Origin of the sequence: Arthrobacter sp. H41, from assembly GCF_000520535.1 — a bacterium.
Taxonomy (GTDB): domain Bacteria; phylum Actinomycetota; class Actinomycetes; order Actinomycetales; family Micrococcaceae; genus Arthrobacter_D.
Genome location: NZ_KI914819.1, coordinates 110,786 through 126,635, shown reverse-complemented (window position 1 = coordinate 126,635; position 15,850 = coordinate 110,786). Strand labels below are relative to the sequence as shown.

At 66.3% G+C, this 15,850-nt stretch carries 16 protein-coding genes; 8 read left to right on the top strand and 8 right to left on the bottom strand.

The genetic code is table 11. From position 1 onward, the window contains the following. On the bottom strand, positions 1-1,267 hold a 1,267-nt coding region (locus Y705_RS20035), incomplete at its 3' end, for an alpha-amylase family glycosyl hydrolase (protein WP_081738063.1). 142 nt (positions 1,268-1,409) lie between these two features. Between Y705_RS20035 and Y705_RS0113575 the strand changes: the two genes are divergently transcribed. Then, positions 1,410-2,249, top strand: a complete 840-nt coding sequence (locus tag Y705_RS0113575; RefSeq protein ID WP_253908624.1) for a DNA-formamidopyrimidine glycosylase family protein — start codon at positions 1,410-1,412, stop codon at positions 2,247-2,249. A gap of 105 nt (positions 2,250-2,354) precedes the next feature. Continuing rightward, on the top strand, positions 2,355-3,194 hold the full coding sequence (locus Y705_RS20030; RefSeq protein ID WP_049822760.1) for an IclR family transcriptional regulator: 840 nt from the start codon (positions 2,355-2,357) through the stop codon (positions 3,192-3,194). On the opposite strand, the gene Y705_RS0113565 is transcribed toward Y705_RS20030, so the two are convergent. From Y705_RS0113565 to Y705_RS0113555, 3 genes are read right to left on the bottom strand one after another with little or no spacing between them, the layout of a single operon-like run. Beyond that, positions 3,166-4,128, bottom strand: a complete 963-nt coding sequence (locus Y705_RS0113565; protein ID WP_049822759.1) for a beta/alpha barrel domain-containing protein — start codon at positions 4,126-4,128, stop codon at positions 3,166-3,168. The genes Y705_RS20030 and Y705_RS0113565 overlap by 29 nt on opposite strands. After that, on the bottom strand, positions 4,125-5,384 hold the full coding sequence (locus Y705_RS0113560; protein WP_026533251.1) for a CaiB/BaiF CoA transferase family protein: 1,260 nt from the start codon (positions 5,382-5,384) through the stop codon (positions 4,125-4,127). Before Y705_RS0113560 ends, Y705_RS0113565 begins: the two co-directional genes overlap by 4 nt. Before the next feature lie 11 nt (positions 5,385-5,395). Further along, positions 5,396-6,853, bottom strand: coding sequence for a GntP family permease (locus Y705_RS0113555; protein WP_026533250.1), 1,458 nt, complete (start codon positions 6,851-6,853; stop codon positions 5,396-5,398). Between the two features lie 208 nt (positions 6,854-7,061). On the opposite strand from Y705_RS0113555, the gene Y705_RS20025 reads away from it, so the two are divergent. After that, the gene (locus Y705_RS20025) at positions 7,062-7,514 is read left to right on the top strand and encodes a PGPGW domain-containing protein (RefSeq protein ID WP_049822758.1); all 453 of its coding nucleotides are present in this window, start codon (positions 7,062-7,064) and stop codon (positions 7,512-7,514) included. A 24-nt stretch (positions 7,515-7,538) separates the two neighbouring features. On the opposite strand, the gene Y705_RS0113545 is transcribed toward Y705_RS20025, so the two are convergent. Further along, positions 7,539-8,516: a LacI family DNA-binding transcriptional regulator gene (locus tag Y705_RS0113545; RefSeq protein WP_253908628.1), complete on the bottom strand. Its 978-nt coding sequence runs from the start codon at positions 8,514-8,516 to the stop codon at positions 7,539-7,541. Between the two features lie 252 nt (positions 8,517-8,768). Here Y705_RS0113545 and Y705_RS20020 point away from each other — a divergent pair, with 252 nt between their 5' ends. From Y705_RS20020 to Y705_RS0113520, 5 genes are read left to right on the top strand one after another with little or no spacing between them, the layout of a single operon-like run. Beyond that, complete coding sequence (locus Y705_RS20020; RefSeq protein WP_049822757.1) at positions 8,769-10,049, top strand: M20 family metallo-hydrolase; 1,281 nt, start codon at positions 8,769-8,771, stop codon at positions 10,047-10,049. 25 nt (positions 10,050-10,074) lie between these two features. After that, positions 10,075-10,830, top strand: coding sequence for a DUF5058 family protein (locus Y705_RS0113535; protein ID WP_026533248.1), 756 nt, complete (start codon positions 10,075-10,077; stop codon positions 10,828-10,830). A gap of 26 nt (positions 10,831-10,856) precedes the next feature. After that, positions 10,857-11,585, top strand: coding sequence for a hypothetical protein (locus Y705_RS0113530; protein ID WP_049822775.1), 729 nt, complete (start codon positions 10,857-10,859; stop codon positions 11,583-11,585). 41 nt (positions 11,586-11,626) lie between these two features. Next, positions 11,627-12,862: an amidohydrolase gene (locus Y705_RS0113525; RefSeq protein WP_026533246.1), complete on the top strand. Its 1,236-nt coding sequence runs from the start codon at positions 11,627-11,629 to the stop codon at positions 12,860-12,862. Next, positions 12,859-14,298: an amidase gene (locus Y705_RS0113520; RefSeq protein ID WP_049822756.1), complete on the top strand. Its 1,440-nt coding sequence runs from the start codon at positions 12,859-12,861 to the stop codon at positions 14,296-14,298. Before Y705_RS0113525 ends, Y705_RS0113520 begins: the two co-directional genes overlap by 4 nt. A gap of 12 nt (positions 14,299-14,310) precedes the next feature. Here Y705_RS0113520 and Y705_RS0113515 read toward each other — a convergent pair whose 3' ends face one another. The 3 genes from Y705_RS0113515 to Y705_RS22425 all read right to left on the bottom strand — a co-directional run. After that, positions 14,311-14,547, bottom strand: coding sequence for a hypothetical protein (locus tag Y705_RS0113515; protein WP_026533244.1), 237 nt, complete (start codon positions 14,545-14,547; stop codon positions 14,311-14,313). Positions 14,548-14,573: 26 nt separating this feature from the next. Next, a complete protein-coding gene (locus Y705_RS20015) occupies positions 14,574-15,059 on the bottom strand; it encodes a universal stress protein (RefSeq protein WP_049822755.1) in 486 nt (161 codons plus the stop codon). Positions 15,060-15,203: 144 nt separating this feature from the next. Continuing rightward, positions 15,204-15,850: ScyD/ScyE family protein (locus tag Y705_RS22425; RefSeq protein ID WP_162149085.1), on the bottom strand; the 647-nt coding region annotated here is incomplete at its 5' end.

Below are 15,850 nucleotides of genomic sequence, written 5' to 3'. Positions count from 1 at the left end.
ACGCCGGTGCCGTCAGCGAGAAGCCGTGGGAGAACTCCGCCGACGCCGTCCACGGCAGCGGAACCCGTGCGCCGTCGCGGGACACTCCGCCGCGCGCCCACATCGGGTCCGCTCGTGCTGCGAGCGGCACATCCACTTCGGCCAGGCCAAGCTCCTGACCCTGGTAGATATAGGCACCGCCGGGCAGCCCGAGGATGGCGAGCAGGCCCGCGCGGGCCCTTGCGGTTCCCCGGGCACCTCCTCCGAAGCGTGTTGCCGAGCGGACGAGGTCGTGGTTCTCAAGTGCCCAGGTGGGGGAGGCGCCATGTTCCAGCCGTGCTGCCTCGAGCTCCGTTCCCACCGAGGCCCAGGCGGCAGCGTCCCAGCCGAGTCGGATGAAGGCGAAGGCGAAGGCCTGGTGCATTTCGTCGTGTCGTGTGTACCGTGCGGCGCGGTGCGGGTCGAGGTTGACCTCGCCTACGAGGACGCGTTCCGGGGTGTAGGAATCCGTGAGCGTCCGCCACCGCCGGTACACCTCGTGGACCTCATCCTGGTCCGACACCAGCGGGTTGGACCGCAGGCCGTCGACGACGGCGCCGGCTGTTGGCGCATCGGGCAGCCCGTCGGCCTTGAACAGCGCGTGGGCGACGTCGATGCGTAATCCGTCCACGCCCTTGTCGAACCAGAACCGCAGCACGTCCTCGAAGTAGTCGCCCACGAGGGGGTTCCGCCAGTTCCAGTCGGGCTGCGCGGGGGAGAACAGGTGCAGATACCACTGCCGGTCGGTGGCCGGGTCCGGGTTCACGCGGCTCCACGCGGATCCACCGAGAACGCTCTGCCAGTTGTTCGGAGGACTATCGCCGTCGGGCCCGTCCGCGAAGTGGAACATCGTCCGTTCGGGCGACCCAGGCCCGGCTGCGACCGCCTGCAGGAACAGTGGATGCTCCGACGAGCAGTGGTTGGGAACGACGTCGAGCAGGATGCGCAGGCCCAGCGAATGGGCGTGGCCCAGCAGCTCATCGAACTGTTCCATGGCGCCGAAGAGGGGATCGACGCCGCAGTAGTCACTGATGTCGTAGCCCTGGTCCACCTGGGGCGAAGGCTGGAACGGGGTCAGCCAGATCCCGTCCACACCGAGTGATGCGATGTACGGCAGGCGGGCGAGGAGCCCCGCGAGGTCTCCGACGCCGTCGCCGTCGCCGTCCGCGAAGGACCGCGGGTAGACCTGGTAGATGACCGCGGATTCCCACCAGGGACCACTTCCTGAACCGGTTCCTCTACTCGTCATGGTGTAACCGTATCGACCATCCGGGAAACATCCCCGGTCCCTCTCCTCCGGACTCGTTGCGTCGAACTTCCGTCAATGGCGGGGACTATCCTGCAGTAACGTCTCCGTGGCACGTCCCGGCTGGAGGTGATCCCGATCATGAGTGCAGGGGGATACGGTGCCCGAGGGCGACAGCGTCTTCCGTCTCGCCGTCCGTCTCCGTGCCGCCCTGGACGGCCGTACACTCCTGAGGGGTGACCTCCGGGTTCCCGAGCATGCCACGGACTCCCTCGACGGCATGACCGTCGTCGGACACGCAACCCACGGCAAGCACCTGCTGACGCGCTTCGACAGCGGGCTCACGCTGCATACCCACCTGCGGATGCAGGGTTCCTGGACCGTCACCGCGCCCGGCAAGCGGGTGCCTCGCGCTGTTCTCCCTGAGGCACGCGTTCTGCTCGACACGGTCCAGGGTCCGACGGCGTACGGACTGAGCCTGCCCGTCGTCAACCTTGTGCCGACGTCGGCGGAGCACGGAGTCGTCGGGCACCTCGGCCCGGATCCGCTGCGGGAGGACTGGTCGGCCCATGAGGCGATCCGAAGGCTCGCACGGGACCCCGGCGCCCGGGTCGCGGCGGCGCTGCTCGAGCAGCGGAACGTCGCGGGATTCGGCAATCTCTGGGCGAACGAATTGTGTTTCCTGCGGGGGATCCATCCGGATACGCCCATCGGCGCCGTCGAGGTGCCCGCCCTGGTGGCACTGGGCGCGCGGTGCCTGCGGTTTTCGGCGACCCAACCGGGAGCACACCAGGTCACCACCGGCATTCGACGCAAGGGCGACCAGCACTGGGTGGCGGGCAGGGCCGGCAAGCCGTGCCTGCGCTGCGGCACCACCATTCGTGTCCGGGCCGAAGTTCCCGGGGACCCGGGCAGTCGTCGGACCTGGTGGTGTCCGCGCTGCCAGCCGCTGCCCGGCGGCGAAACGCTGGTGGCCACCGGCTAGCGCTGTCGTCAGCGGACCACGAGGCCGAACTGGAACCGACCCGGCGTAGCTCGACGAACTCCTGGGGTGTCGGGAAGTGCCGGGTGGTCTGCCTAGGATGGGAACATGGTCTCGTCCGGCACGCCAGCAGCTGCACCCCTGCTGGTCCTGAAGAAAATCAGTGACATCCTCGACGCGTTCTCGCTGCGAAAGCCCGAGCTGACCTTGACGGACATCCGCGAGGCGACCGGGCTGCCGACATCCACGGTCCAGCGGCTCGTGGGCAATCTCGTCGCCAACGGCTTCCTGGACAAAGTGGGGGACCATTACCGCGTCGGACTGAAGATGGCTTTCTGGGCGGCGCCCGCAACACAGAACCTCGACCGTTTGGAGGTCGTCAAACCGGTGCTGCGGGATCTCCGCGACAAGCTCGGCGAGACCGTGTGCTTCTTCGAGGCATCCATGAATTACCGGGTGTGCGTTGCGATGGCCGAGACCCGACACATGCTCCGGCGCGAAATGAAAGTGGGCAGGCTTCTTCCCCTGCACGCCGGATCGGCAGGAAGGGTACTGCTCGCCTGGAACGATGAGCTGCTCCGTGACGTACTCGCCGATTCACTGGATCAATTGACTGAAACCACCATCACTGATCGCAGCTCCCTCAGCGCGGCCGTGGAGCAGACCCGGCGGGACGGCTATGCCATCACCACCGGAGAACGACAAACGGGAGCGAGCGGTCTTTCTGCGCCGGTCTTCGATTCCCAGGCGGACCTTTTGGGCGCGGTCACCATCATGGGTCCGACCCTCCGCATGCCGCTCGAGGTGTGCGAACGATGGGTGGAAGACCTTCTGGCGGCAGCTGAGCAGGTGACGCGGATGCTTGGTGGCCGGCACCCGGATGATGCCGCAGGCCGCCGCACCCCGTCCGGGAAGGCTTCTACTCTGCCCCAGGGATCACCCAGCTGAAAGCGGCGGCCCGTGAACGGGCGCCCTGGGCCGCCTTCGAGCGGCCCGCTTCCCCGACTTCCTCAGTGACCGCTTCTCCGAGGCGGACGAGAGCCCCGAAGTTGTCTTCCTGAAGCCATTCCGGTCTCAGGGCGAACAGCAGGTCCTCTGTCGCCGTGTTTCCGGAGGCGCCCGGTGCGAAGGGGCAGCCGCCGAGTCCGCCCAGCGCACCGTCGATCATGCTTGCGCCGGAGGAGACTGCGGCCAGGGCGTTGGCCACCCCCATCCCCCAGGTGTCATGGCCGTGGAAGACTATCTCAGCGAAACGGGAGCTGTCCCGCACGCGAGCCACCAGCGCCCGCACCTCGCCGGGGAATGCCTGGCCGAGGGTGTCGCAGATGACCACCCCGGAGGTACCTTCCGCGCGGGGATCGAGCACGAGCCGCAGAACCCGCTCCGGATCGACCGTCCCTTCGAAGGGACACGTGAACGAGGTGGCAAGGCAGAGCTGGATCGAGGCTCCCGCAGCCCGCGCAAGCCGCACTGCCTCGGGCAGTGCCTCCATGCTCGCCTCCGTGGTGCGTCCGATGTTCGCCTGGTTGTGGGCATCGGTGACACTGAGGCAGTACTGCAGGTGCCGGGCTCCGGCAGCGGTTGCGCGGGCGACATTCCGGGGTGTCGCCACCCAGACGAAGCAGTGGTCCAGTTCTTCGGGAGTCAAGGCTTCGATGAGCTCGATCGTGTTGGCCATGGAGGGCACGAGGTCAGGGCGCGCCATGGAGCCGATCTCGATGGCGGTCACCCCCGCAGCGAGGAGCTCGCGGACAACCTGGACCTTCCGCTCGGTGGACAGCAGGCCACCTGTCAGCTGGAGCCCGTCACGCAGGGTGACATCCCGCAGGACCACCGTTCCGCGTTCCGCTGCCGGCACGTCGGTACTCGTCTCGGGTTTCATTTCGGTGCTCCTACTGTTTCCATTCCGGTGCGGGTGATGATGTTGGTCGCCTCGTCCGGAGTCCGGCCCAGGAGGTCCACCAGAATTCGGTGCGTGTCCGCTCCGAGGTCGGGACCCAGGTTCCGGATGGGAAGCGATGTTGCTCCGATTACGGGTGTAATGCCGGGGAAGGCGACGTCGGGAAGGGTCTCCGCACCGGTCGACACGTCGAAGCGCTGGATCATGTTGCGCGCCCGGTACTGGTCGTCGTCGACGATGTCCGCGGCAGTGTAGATCGGCCCCGAGGGAACTCCGGCCTCTTCAAGGAGTGCCAGTGCCTTGGTTGCCGTGTGCTGTGCTGTCCATTCCCCGATCGCCTCGTCCAGCATGTCCCTCTGGGCCCACCGTTCGGCATTGGACTGGAGAGTGGGGTCCTCCGCCAGGTCCTGCCGGTCGATGACGGTCATGTAGCGGCGGAAGATGCTGTCTCCGTTGCCGGCGACGACGATACTCGCACCGTCACTGCAGACGTAGGCGTTGGAAGGTGCGATACCTTCCATCCGGCCGCCGGTGCGTTCGCGGCGAACGCCGTAGGCACTGTAGTCGGGAATCAGTGATTCCATCACCGACAGCATGGCCTCGTTCAGTGCGACGTCGATGATGCGGTGATCCAGCGGTGAACGGTGCACGCCTTGGTCCCGTTCCCGAGCAAAGAGCATCATGACGGCCCCGAAAGCTGCGTACAGCCCGGCGATGGAATCGCCGATCGAAACACCGACACGCACGGGGGGCCGGTCAGGGTCGCCCACGAGTTCGCGGAAACCACCGTAGGCCTCGGCGACGGCGGCAAAACCGGGGCGCGCGGACAGAGGGCCGGTCTGTCCGAATGCGGAGATCCGAGTCACGATGATGCCGGGGTTCGCGGCGTCCAGTTCCGCAGGTCCGAGTCCCCATTTCTCGAGGGTGCCCGGGCGGAAGTTCTCGAGCACGATGTCGCTTTGTTTCACCAGTTCGAGGACGATCTGGCGGCCCTCCTCGGTGCGTAGGTCCACCACCATCGACTTCTTGTTCCGGTTGATGGTCCGGTACAGCATCGACGTGGTGCCGGCGTGTAGTCGCCAGTTGCGCAGTTCGTCCCCCGTGTGGGGCCGCTCGATCTTGATGACTTCAGCACCGAAATCGGCAAGCAGCCGGCCGGCCGTCGGTGCCGCGATGTAGTTGCCCAGTTCAAGGACGCGGATGCCCTCCAGCGGTGCAATGTTTTCGGGGATGGTCACTGGTGCCCTTTCTAGAGGAACAGGCTGAGGATCAGGGTGAAACCAAGGGCAACGACGGAAGCCACAGAGACACCGAGGGAGCAACTCTTGAACGTACCGCGTGTGCTCTGGCCCAGCATGGACTGGAGGAGCCAGAAGGTGTTGGACGTTACATGAACGAAGAACAGGGATCCTGCTCCTGCGGCAAGTGCGATCAGGACGGGGTCCAGTCCGAGGGTCGGAGCGATCGGTGCGAGCAGGCCAGCCGCCGTGATGGCCGAGATGGACACGGAGCCGACGGCGACATGCAGCAATGCGGCGATACCCCAGACCACGAGGAGCGGGGCGACCGTGGATGCCGAGAAGTACCCGCCCAGGACATCCCCCATGCCGCTGGCAGCGACGACGGCACCGAGGGCGCCTCCTGCGCCGGTGAGGATCAGGATTTGGCCGGACTCGCGGAACCCACCAACGACCGCCTGTTCGACGCGTTTGGTGCCGATGGTCTGACGGGCGACGAAGCTCGTTCCGAGCAGCCCGATCAGCAGCGCGATGACCGGAGTGGAGACGAAGTCGGTCACGGGTGAGGACCAACCAGCCATTCCGGTCAGTGCGCCACCTCCGATGAGCACCAGGGAGAGCAGCATGGGTGCGAACATGACGAGAAGGCCCGGTTCGCGGGGCGCGCGGACGGACCGGGCTGCAACCTCCCGGGGGAGGAGCCCGACGCGGCTGAGGGGATCGGATGCCGTTGCGGGGTTCGTCTCGTGGAGCTCCGGAGCGCCAGCGTTGTTCCCGGGAACTTCGGATGCGCCGGTCGCTCCGGCCCCAAGGTCCTCGTCGAACGGCTGCTCGTCCTTTTCCGTGTCCCACAGGCCGCGCTGGATGAGGAAATTCATGATCGTGATCGACACGAGGATGGTGGGGATGATGACGATCAGCCCGAAGATCAACATGCTGCCCAGGGGTACTCCCAGCAGTCCCGCAAGGGCGACTGTCGCGACGCCGGGCACCATGAGCACAATGCCGCACTCCAGGCTGATCGCCATCGCTGTCGCTATTTTGGCGGTACCGTATTTGCCCAGTTTCGGTGCAATCCGTCGTGCGAGAGGGGCACTCATCACGAGGAGGACGTCGAGGAAAATCGACTGCAGCAGTGTGCCCAGCGTAAGTCCGAGCGCGTAGGGGATCCCCTTCGGGCCGAAGGTGGTCAGCAGTCGCTCGACGAGTTTACGGATGGCGCCCATTTCGTTGAGGATGGCTCCCATCAGAACCCCCCAGGCGATGAGCAGACCCACCTCGAACATGATGTCGCCGAATCCCTGCATGATCGTGTCGGTCGTCCCGGTCGGCCCCAGCCCCGTGGCCAGGCCCAGCCCGGCTGCACCGATTACCAGCGAAAGCGCGGGATTGACCCGCAGCTTGAGGATCAGGAACACGATGGCGATGATCGCCAAAGCGGTAATAGAGAGGATTTGCCAGTCTTCCATGGTTCCCTTTTCGTCCTTGAAACGGAGAGTATTGCGCGTCACTTACTTACATTATGGGCACATGCTCACCATGCGGGTCAATAGTCCGGCAAGAATGCGGCACCTTCGTGCCGGCCGTCAGCTCCAGCCGTCGAAGATTTCCGTTGTGGGAGCCACGGCCCAGCGGGCAGGATGATCGGGGGAGAAGCGAACAGGAAGGCATGTCGTCATGGCCAGATTCGGCGGACGAACCAAGCCGCACGGGGTCGGCCGCGTGGTGGGACTGGTACTGGGCTGGACCCTGGTGCTGATCGGCATCGCTGCCCTCGTACTTCCGGGCCCGGGCCTGCTGGCGCTCGTTGCCGGGCTGACCCTCCTCGCGCAGCAGTACGAGTGGGCCCGAAAGTGGCTGCAGCCCGTCAAGACCAAGGCATTCGCAGCAGCCGCGCAGGGCGTGAAATCCAAGCGGAACATCGCCCTGAGCTTCGGCGGCGCATTCATCCTCATTGCGATCGGCGTCCTATGGGGCCTGCAGCCACCCATGCCGGGCTGGTGGCCGCTCAGTCAAAGCTGGTGGCTGCCCGGCGGCTGGAGCTTGGGGTCGAGCCTCATCCTGTCGGGACTCCTCGCCGCAGCATTCATCGTCTACAGCATCCGCCGCTTCCGGCCGGGCCAGGGGTGAACGGGTCGCAATGAGGCCCGGCTGCTAGCCGACCGTCGTCGCCCGCGGCACCAGCACCGGTGGGAGCAGAACCGGATCGGCCGTCTCGCCCTGCATCCGCAGCAGCAGTGCCTCGACGCTGAGCATGCCCATGGCGCTCAGGTCCGACCGCACCGAGGTCAGCGGGACTGGAAGGGTCGCTGCAATGTCGATGTCGTTGTATCCCACCAGGGCCACATCGTCCCGTAGCTTCTTGCCGGCGTCACGGATAGCGCCCATCGCACCCATGGCGATGAAATCGTTCACCGCGAAGATCGCCGTGGGCGCCTCGGCGAGGTCCATCAACCGGGTGCCGGCGGCCAGGCCGCCCCGGGTGTCGAAACCGGAACCGACCACGTACCGGTCATCGATCGGATAGCCGGCCGCCTCGAACGCGCGTCGGAAACCGTCGGTCCGTTCGATGCCGGTGCTGGCCAAGGGATCGCCCGCAATGACGCCGACCCGCCGGTGGCCCAGCCCCAGCAGATGCTCGGCGGCGAGGCGGCCACCGAGGGAATCGTCGGTGGTGATGGACAGGTGTCCTTCGAGCTTCCGCATCACCAGCACGTAGGGAACGCCAAGCTTCTGCAGTTCGAACGCGGCGGTGTCACCGATGTGTGAATCGCCGATGATGACGCCGTCGATGCGCCTCGAGAGCATGGCGTCAAGGCGGGAGCGGCGGTGGCCGGCGTCGTCGAGGGTATTCGCCACCACCGTGCTGTACCCGGCTGTGCCGGCTGCGATATCGATGCTCTCGTAAATGGTGGCCAGCACGATGTCGGTGAGGCGCGGGACCAGGACGCCGATGAGCCGCGAGCTTCCGGTCCTCAGACCCGCCGCGCCGACATCGCGCCGGTAACCGAGCATCACCGCGAGTTCACGCACGCGCTGGACGGTCTCCGCGCTCACTCCTGCGGCATCGCTGCCCAGCGCCCGCGAGGCAGTCGAGACATGCACCTGCGCATGGCGGGCGACCGTCGCCAGGGTGACGCGCTGGTGCGCCTCGGGACCGATCTGATGTGCGATACCGGAACTCCTTCAATGGGCTTACAGGCAGTGCAGGGGTCCGAACCATGACTTGATGCAAAGGATTGCAGAAAAATCGAGCACACAGAACTTAATCTTGAAGAAACCTTGACGTAACGCTTCAATTCTAGTGTGATATAGACCATATTCCACCGACCTCACCCTGCGTGGCGAGCGACTGCAAACGATTGCACAGAGAACGAGGAATGCATGACGACCCTGAGTTCCCACGACCCCGGCGCCCATGAGCGCCTCGACGCCGGCATCACGGAGCTGGCCGCGTACCGGGATCCCGAACGACACGGCTGGACCCGCGAGGTGTTCAGCACTCCCTACCGCGAATCACGACAATGGACAGCGGCCCGGATGCGGGACGCAGGGCTGGAAGTCTTCACCGACCCCGCCGGCAACATCATCGGGAGGCTCGAGGGAACCAACCCCAGTGCTCCCGCACTCGTCACCGGATCGCACACCGACACCGTGGACGGCGGCGGACGGTTCGACGGCATCGTGGGCGTGGTGGGCGCCATCGAGGCCGCGCGCCAGCTGCGGGAGTCCGGAACGCAACTGTCCCGCGACCTGCTCGTCGTCGACTTCCTCGGCGAGGAATCCAATGTGTTCGGGCTGAGCTGCCTCGGGAGCCGTGCCGCCGCACGCGAACTGACGGCGGCGGACCTCGACCGGCAGGACTACCGCGGCGTCAGTCTCGGCCAGGCCTACGCCGATTTCGGCCTCGACCCCACCTCGCTAACCGATGTCCAGTGGGCACGCAAGCCGCTCCACGCCTTCCTCGAACTGCATATCGAGCAGGGGCCGACGCTTGAGCAGCGGCAGCTGCCGCTCGGCATCGTCACGGCCATCACCGGCATCGAGCGCTTCATCGCCACCTTCTCCGGTAGCGCGGACCACGCGGGAACGACGTCAATGACGGACCGGCAGGACGCCATGATCGCCGCCGCCGAGGCCGTCCTCGCCGTGCGCCGTGAGGGCTGCGGTGCTCCGAACCACGGAGTGGCCACCACCACCCGCGTCGAGTCCGAATCGCGGTCACCCAACGTGGTGCCGTCCCTGGTGCGCATGATGAGTGAAGTCCGGAGCGTGGACACCGACTGGCTCGGCGGGGTCAAGGGCCGCCTGACCAGTGAGATCCTCGTGAAGGCGGGGGACTACGGGGTGGACGTCGGCTTCGACTGGTCCACCGACAATGAGGTGGTGCAGGCGAGTCCCGGCGTCCAGGACGTCGTCGCGTCGGCAGCCGACATCCTCGGCATCCCCTGGATGCCCATCCCCAGCGGCGCCACGCACGACGCCGTCCACATGGCCTCACTCGCGCCCATGGGCATGATCTTCATCCCTTCCAAGGCCGGCAAGAGCCACTGCCCCGAGGAATGGAGCGACACCAGGGACATCGCCACCGGTGTCACGGCACTCGTTTCCACGCTGAAGGCCCTCGACAGCGCTGAGCTGTCCCGGACGACGGCGACATCGTGAATCCTTCCCTCAATCTGGAGCAGCCATGAAAACAGCACTCACGCCCGAGGGAGCCTCAACGGACATCCTCGCCATCGCGAACATGCCGGTCCTGTGGGTCCTGGCGATCGGCGTCTTCGGCGCCATCATCGTGCAGTCCCTCATCTACATGAAGGCCGCGCAGAAAGCGGGCCCCGCGGCCGACATCTCGGCCGCCGAGCTGAAAACCTCATTCCGTGCCGGGGCGGTAGCGGCGATCGGGCCGTCCCTCGCCGTTGTCCTCGTCAGCATCGCGCTCCTGACCCTGTTCGGTACCCCTGCGGTGCTGGTGCGTATCGGGTTGGTAGGATCGGCGGCTACCGAGTCGGCGTCGGCGTCCCTCGCCGCCGGCACCATGGGCGCCGCCCTCGGCGGTCCGGACTACACGCAGGCGGTCTTCGTGGTCGCCTTCATGGCCATGAGCCTTTCGGGTGCCGGCTGGATGCTCGCCACCCTCATCCTCACTCCCATCCTCACGAAGGGAGATTCGAAGCTTCGTAAGGTGAACCCGGCGCTCATGATGATCGTGCCGGCGGCTGCGCTGATCGGAGCGTTCGCGAGCCTCGGCATCGCGGAGTTCGGCAAGACGCCCGTCCACATCATCTCCGTCCTCGTTTCCGCGGCGACCATGTTCCTCTGCCTCGTGCTCGCAAAGGCGATGTCGGCCTCCTGGCTGCGGGAATGGGGACTCGGCATCTCGATCCTGGTGGGACTGGCCGTCGCATACATCGCCCACACTTCCGGCATGGCGCCGGCCGCCTAGGCAGTAACTCCCCAACGAAAGGAACGATCGTGACTTCACGCACTGCCACGGCTCCCTCCGGCTCCCTCGCCGAATTCGACCGCACAACCACCCGCTGGGGCCAGATCACCATGACCGCGGCCCTCCTGCTCTCGCTCGCCGCGCCCATCTACCTCGTGCTCACCACGGACCTCGGCATCACCGGGAGCATGATCTGGGCCGCGTACCTCGCCGTGGCCGCAGCCTTCTTCGTGCTGTGGTTCGTGGAGCCGATCACCTACTTCCCGGTGCTCGGCCCGGCCGCGATGTACCAGGCGTTCATGATCGGCAACATCGCCAACAAGCTGCTGCCCTCGGCGCTCGTGGCGCAGGCGACCATCGGCGCGAAGGCCGGAACCAAGCGCGGAGAATTCGCAGCGCTGATGGCCATCTGCGGCGCGGCGATGGTGCACGTGACCTCGATGCTGCTCTTCGTCGGAGTGCTCGGCACGTATTTGGTGAGTATCATCCCGGCGGACGTCGTCGACGTCGCCCGCCTGTATATCTTCCCCAGCATCATCGGAGCGGTCCTCGTGCAGCTGATCGCCACCATGAGGCAGGCGCGCGTCACGGTGATCGCCTTCGCCGTCGCCATCGTGGTCCTCTTCGTCCTGGTGCCCGCGGTGCCCGCACTGGCGAAGCCGGCGACCGGCATCGTGGTGCTGCTGACCGCGACGCTCGCCTGGTTCCTGCGTTCCCGCAAGGACGTCGCGGCGCCGACTACGCTCGTCAACTGAACCCCTTAGCCCCTTCCGAGTCCCTTCCCGATAGGAAACCCATGACCATCGACACCGCTGTCTTCGACCTCTCCGACGCCTCCGAAACCTCGATGCACGAGCTCTACAAGCACCTCCACGCCCACCCCGAGCTCTCCATGCAGGAAACCCACACCGCCGCGTTCATCCTCGAGAAGCTCACCCATCTGGGCCTGGACGCGTTCCTGTGCGGCGGGACCGGCGTCGTCGGGATCCTGCGCAACGGCGAGGGGCCGGTCATCGGCTACCGCGCCGATACGGACGGGCTGCCGATGCAGGAGGACACCGGGCTGGATTATGCGAGCACGACGACGGGCGCGCTGGCCGATGGCACGGAGGTGCCGGTGATGCACGGCTGCGGGCACGACACCCACATCACGGTGGCCCTGACTGCGGTGCAGCTGCTCACCGAGAACCGGGACGCGTGGGCAGGAACCGTGGTGTTCATCTTCCAGCCCGGCGAGGAGATCGGGGCCGGGGCGAAGGCGATGGTCGAGGACGGGCTGTGGGACAAGGCGCCCAAGCCGTCCATCATCTACGGGCAGCACGTGTGGCCTGGGCTCGCGGGAACGGTGAACATCAGTAAGGGCACCGCCATGGCAATGGCGGATTCGTGGAAGGTGACCGTGCACGGGAAGCAGGCGCACGGCTCGCAGCCCGAGCAGTCGATCGACCCCATCGTGCTCGGGGCGCACATGGTGGTGCGGATCCAGACCATCGTGGCCCGCGAGGTGCATCCGATGAAGTCGGCAGTGGTGACGATCGGGACGTTCCACGGCGGACTGAAGGAGAACATCATCCCGGCGTCGGCGGAGTTCACGCTGAATGTGCGTACGTTCGACCCCGAGGTGCGCGAACTGGTCCTCGGTTCGCTGCGGCGGATCATCGCGGCCGAGGCCGACGCGTCCGGCGCGCCGTCGCCGGAAATTTCCGAGATCTCGAGCTTCCCGCAGTGTTACAACGACCCCTCCTCCACCGCGGACCTCATGGCCGTGCTGGGCGGGGTGCTGGGTGAGGAAGCCGTAATCGAGTCGCCGCCAGTGATGGGCAGCGAGGACTTCGGGCTCCTCGCCGAGGCGATCGGCGTGCCCAGCGTGTACTGGTTCTTCGGCGGTCACCCGCAGGACAAGCTCGACGGCGACACTCCGCCTCCCGGGAACCACTCACCCTTCTTCGCGCCGCAGATCGAACCGACACTGACCACCGGAGTGCGGGCGGCGATGACGGCGCTGCTGTCCAAGGTCGGGACCGCCTCATGAGTGAAGCACGTCCGGGGAGCGCCACCGACACGGATCTCAGCACGATGTCCGCGACGGCGCTCACCGGTGCCATCCGGCGTCGGGAAGTGTCCTCGCGCGAGGCCCTCGAGGCCCACTTCGCACGGATCGACGAGGTGAACGGTGCCATCAACGCCGTCGTGACGCAGGACCGCGAGGGAGCGGCAGAGCTCGCCGCGGCGGCGGACGAGCGGACGGCGTCGGGCGCCGACCTGCCGCCCCTGCACGGCCTACCGATGACGCACAAGGACACGAACAACACCAAGGGTTTGCGGACCACCTCGGGATCGATGATCTTCAAGGACTTCGTACCGACCTTCGACGACCTTCTCATCGGCCGGCTCAAGGCCGCCGGCGTGGTGACGACGGGGAAGTCGAACGTGCCGGAATTCGCGGCCGGCTCGCACACCTTCAATGACGTCTTCGGCACGACGGTCAACCCCTACGACCTCTCGCGCAGCGCCGGCGGCAGCAGCGGGGGAGTGGCGGCGTCCATCGGGGCCCGGATTCAACCGCTCGGCGACGGCAGCGACATGGGCGGTTCGCTGCGTATCCCGGCATCATTCTGCAACGTGGTGGGCTACCGGCCGTCGCTCGGAGTGGTGCCGATGGCGCCGAGCCGCAACGCGTGGGCCTGGCTCGGCCGTGCGGGCCTGATGGCGCGCGACGTCGAGGATCTTGCCCTGGGAATGACGGCGATCGCGGGGCCCGATGCCGCTTCACCTCACGGCTATCCCGTACAGGGTTCGTTCGGTGAGCCACTGCAGCGGGACCTGACCGGATTGCGGATCGGATGGTCTCCCGACTTCGGTCTCGGTGTTCCGGTGGATCGGGAGGTTCTGCGTGTCCTTGGGAGCCAGCTCGCTGTTCTCACCGATCTGGGAGCAATCGTCGAGGAAGCCGCCCCGGACCTGCGCGACGCAGACGAAGTGTTCGGGACTACGCGGGCGTTCGATTTCGCGCTGAACTACGGCGACCTGGTGATCGAGCACGGTGAGGTCATCAAGCCCGAGGTCCGGTGGAACGTGGTGAAGGGCTGGGAGCTGACCGGGCAGGACCTGGTGGACGCAGCGTTGGCCCGCACCCGGCTGGGCAACAGCGTGCGGGAGTTCTTCGGGAAGTACGACGTCTTCGCGAGCCCGGCCACCCAGGTGCTGCCGTTCGACGCCGCAGAGCGGTATCCGACGTCGGTCAACGGGGTGGAGTTCGAGACGTACCTCGACTGGATGCGCTCGGCGTGCCTGATCTCGGCGACGGGGCTGCCGGCGGTGTCGGTTCCGGCAGGCTTCAGCGAGGGCGGACTGCCCGTGGGCCTGCAACTGTCCATGGCCTCCGGCAAGGACGTCGAACTGCTCCAGGTCGCCTATGCGTTCGAGCAGGCCACGGGCTGGGCGAAGCGGGCGCCGGAGCTGGGCTGACGGCGGCTTTCCCTAGACCGATTGGGGGCTCCGCATCGACACTGCCGCCGTCAGCATGGACCCGGCGGCAGTCACGGCGTCGATCACCGGAAGGCTGAGACTGGAACGCAGAACCTCCGCCATGCCGATGCTGCTGAGCCCGGTGCTCGCCGGGAGGATGACGCCGGCCCCGGCTTCGGCGAGCATCTGCGCTCCCGCCAGGGTGTCGAAGATGCCCGTGGGCAGGAGGGATCCGTTGGGAGTTTCCACGCCGTCTGGCCCGTCGATGAGGTGAATTAGTGGATGTACATTTCGGCCTGCCTCTTCGGCCGTGGGAGCTTGTGTTTCATCTCCTCATGGACCACGACAACGGGGCAGCTGGCATGGGCAACGCAGGCCGTGCTGACGGAGCCGAGGTGCATACCGCGGATACCACCGTGACCACGTCTACCGACGATCAGCATCTGCGCGGAGGCTCCCGCTTTGACGAGCGTGGCCGGAGCCGGGCCGCGTTCCAGGGCGGTGGTCATCCCGGGAGGAAGCTCGGTTCCGAAGGCTTTCTCGACGGCGTCGTGGAGGACCTTTGTCGCCTTGGTCTCGAACGTGTAGAAATCCGGCGGAAGGTACCCGGCAAAAAGGGGCGGGAAGTCCCAGCAGGCTATGGCGTGGACCCGTGCACCGAGGGCCGGCGCCAGCTGTGCCGCCAGCCGCAGCGCAAGAATGGAGGGCTCGGAACCGTCAACTCCGACGACGATGCGAGGTCCCTCCGGATCAGTTTCCATGGCAGTTCTCCTTGTCCGGACAGCGCCATCCGGTGACGCTGGATGATAGTGCCAATTTTACGTCTGGAAGGTCCTACTTGACCTTGTCGTAAGCGTCTTTTTCGACGCACTTGGAGGGTGCTCGCGCACCCTCCAAGCACACGCCTACCGGTTGCGGTCGTACTCCAGTTCGAACTTGGTGAGCATCCCGTTCGGCGGAACGGCTGGATCCTCGCTGGGCAACGCGTTCGTCGTCGCGTACAGGTCCTTGCCGTCGATCTCGACGTCGGCAGGCATCATCGCTTCCATGAACAGCTCAGGCTCGCCGGTTCCCGCCTTGATGATCGATATACGGCCGGCGAACAACTCGGCCACGAAGATGTTGCCTCGCTTATCGATGGCCAGACCTGTCGGGGTCTGCAGCCCGGTAGCAACCACTGCAATTTTTCCGGACCATGGGTCAATCTTCAGCACCGAGCCGGAACCCGGCGCTTCGGGTACTCCCGGGAGGGACGTGACGTAGAGGAAGCCGTCGTCGCCGATCTCGATGTCAGTGGGTACCGGTTCCGAATTGAAGGTTTTGCCACGCGTGCACTCAGGGAGGGTGGGTGCCGGATTCGCCGGGTCCGGTCCCTTGATCGAATCAAGCACGGCCTGGGTGATCTCCGTAGGCACCGGCGGCAGGACGGCGACAGTTCGAACCGCTCCGCTGTGTTCGTTCACCGCGAGGATGGCATTCGCTCCGGCGTCCGCCACGTAGATCTCATGGCGGGCGGGCGCGGTGGCGTACGGATGGGAATACACCTCGCCAC

Bases quoted from the DNA above. Each gene is read 5' to 3' on its own strand.
- Y705_RS0113535 (WP_026533248.1), top strand. From the start codon at position 10,075: ATGAAAACAGCACTCACGCCCGAGGGAGCCTCAACGGACATCCTCGCC.
- Y705_RS0113525 (WP_026533246.1), top strand. From the start codon at position 11,627: ATGACCATCGACACCGCTGTCTTCGACCTCTCCGACGCCTCCGAAACC.
- Y705_RS0113555 (WP_026533250.1), bottom strand. From the start codon at position 6,853: ATGGAAGACTGGCAAATCCTCTCTATTACCGCTTTGGCGATCATCGCC.
- Y705_RS20030 (WP_049822760.1), top strand. From the start codon at position 2,355: ATGGTCTCGTCCGGCACGCCAGCAGCTGCACCCCTGCTGGTCCTGAAG.
- Y705_RS20025 (WP_049822758.1), top strand. From the start codon at position 7,062: ATGGCCAGATTCGGCGGACGAACCAAGCCGCACGGGGTCGGCCGCGTG.
- Y705_RS20015 (WP_049822755.1), bottom strand. From the start codon at position 15,059: ATGGAAACTGATCCGGAGGGACCTCGCATCGTCGTCGGAGTTGACGGT.
- Y705_RS20020 (WP_049822757.1), top strand. From the start codon at position 8,769: ATGACGACCCTGAGTTCCCACGACCCCGGCGCCCATGAGCGCCTCGAC.
- Y705_RS0113520 (WP_049822756.1), top strand. From the start codon at position 12,859: ATGAGTGAAGCACGTCCGGGGAGCGCCACCGACACGGATCTCAGCACG.
- Y705_RS0113565 (WP_049822759.1), bottom strand. From the start codon at position 4,128: ATGAAACCCGAGACGAGTACCGACGTGCCGGCAGCGGAACGCGGAACG.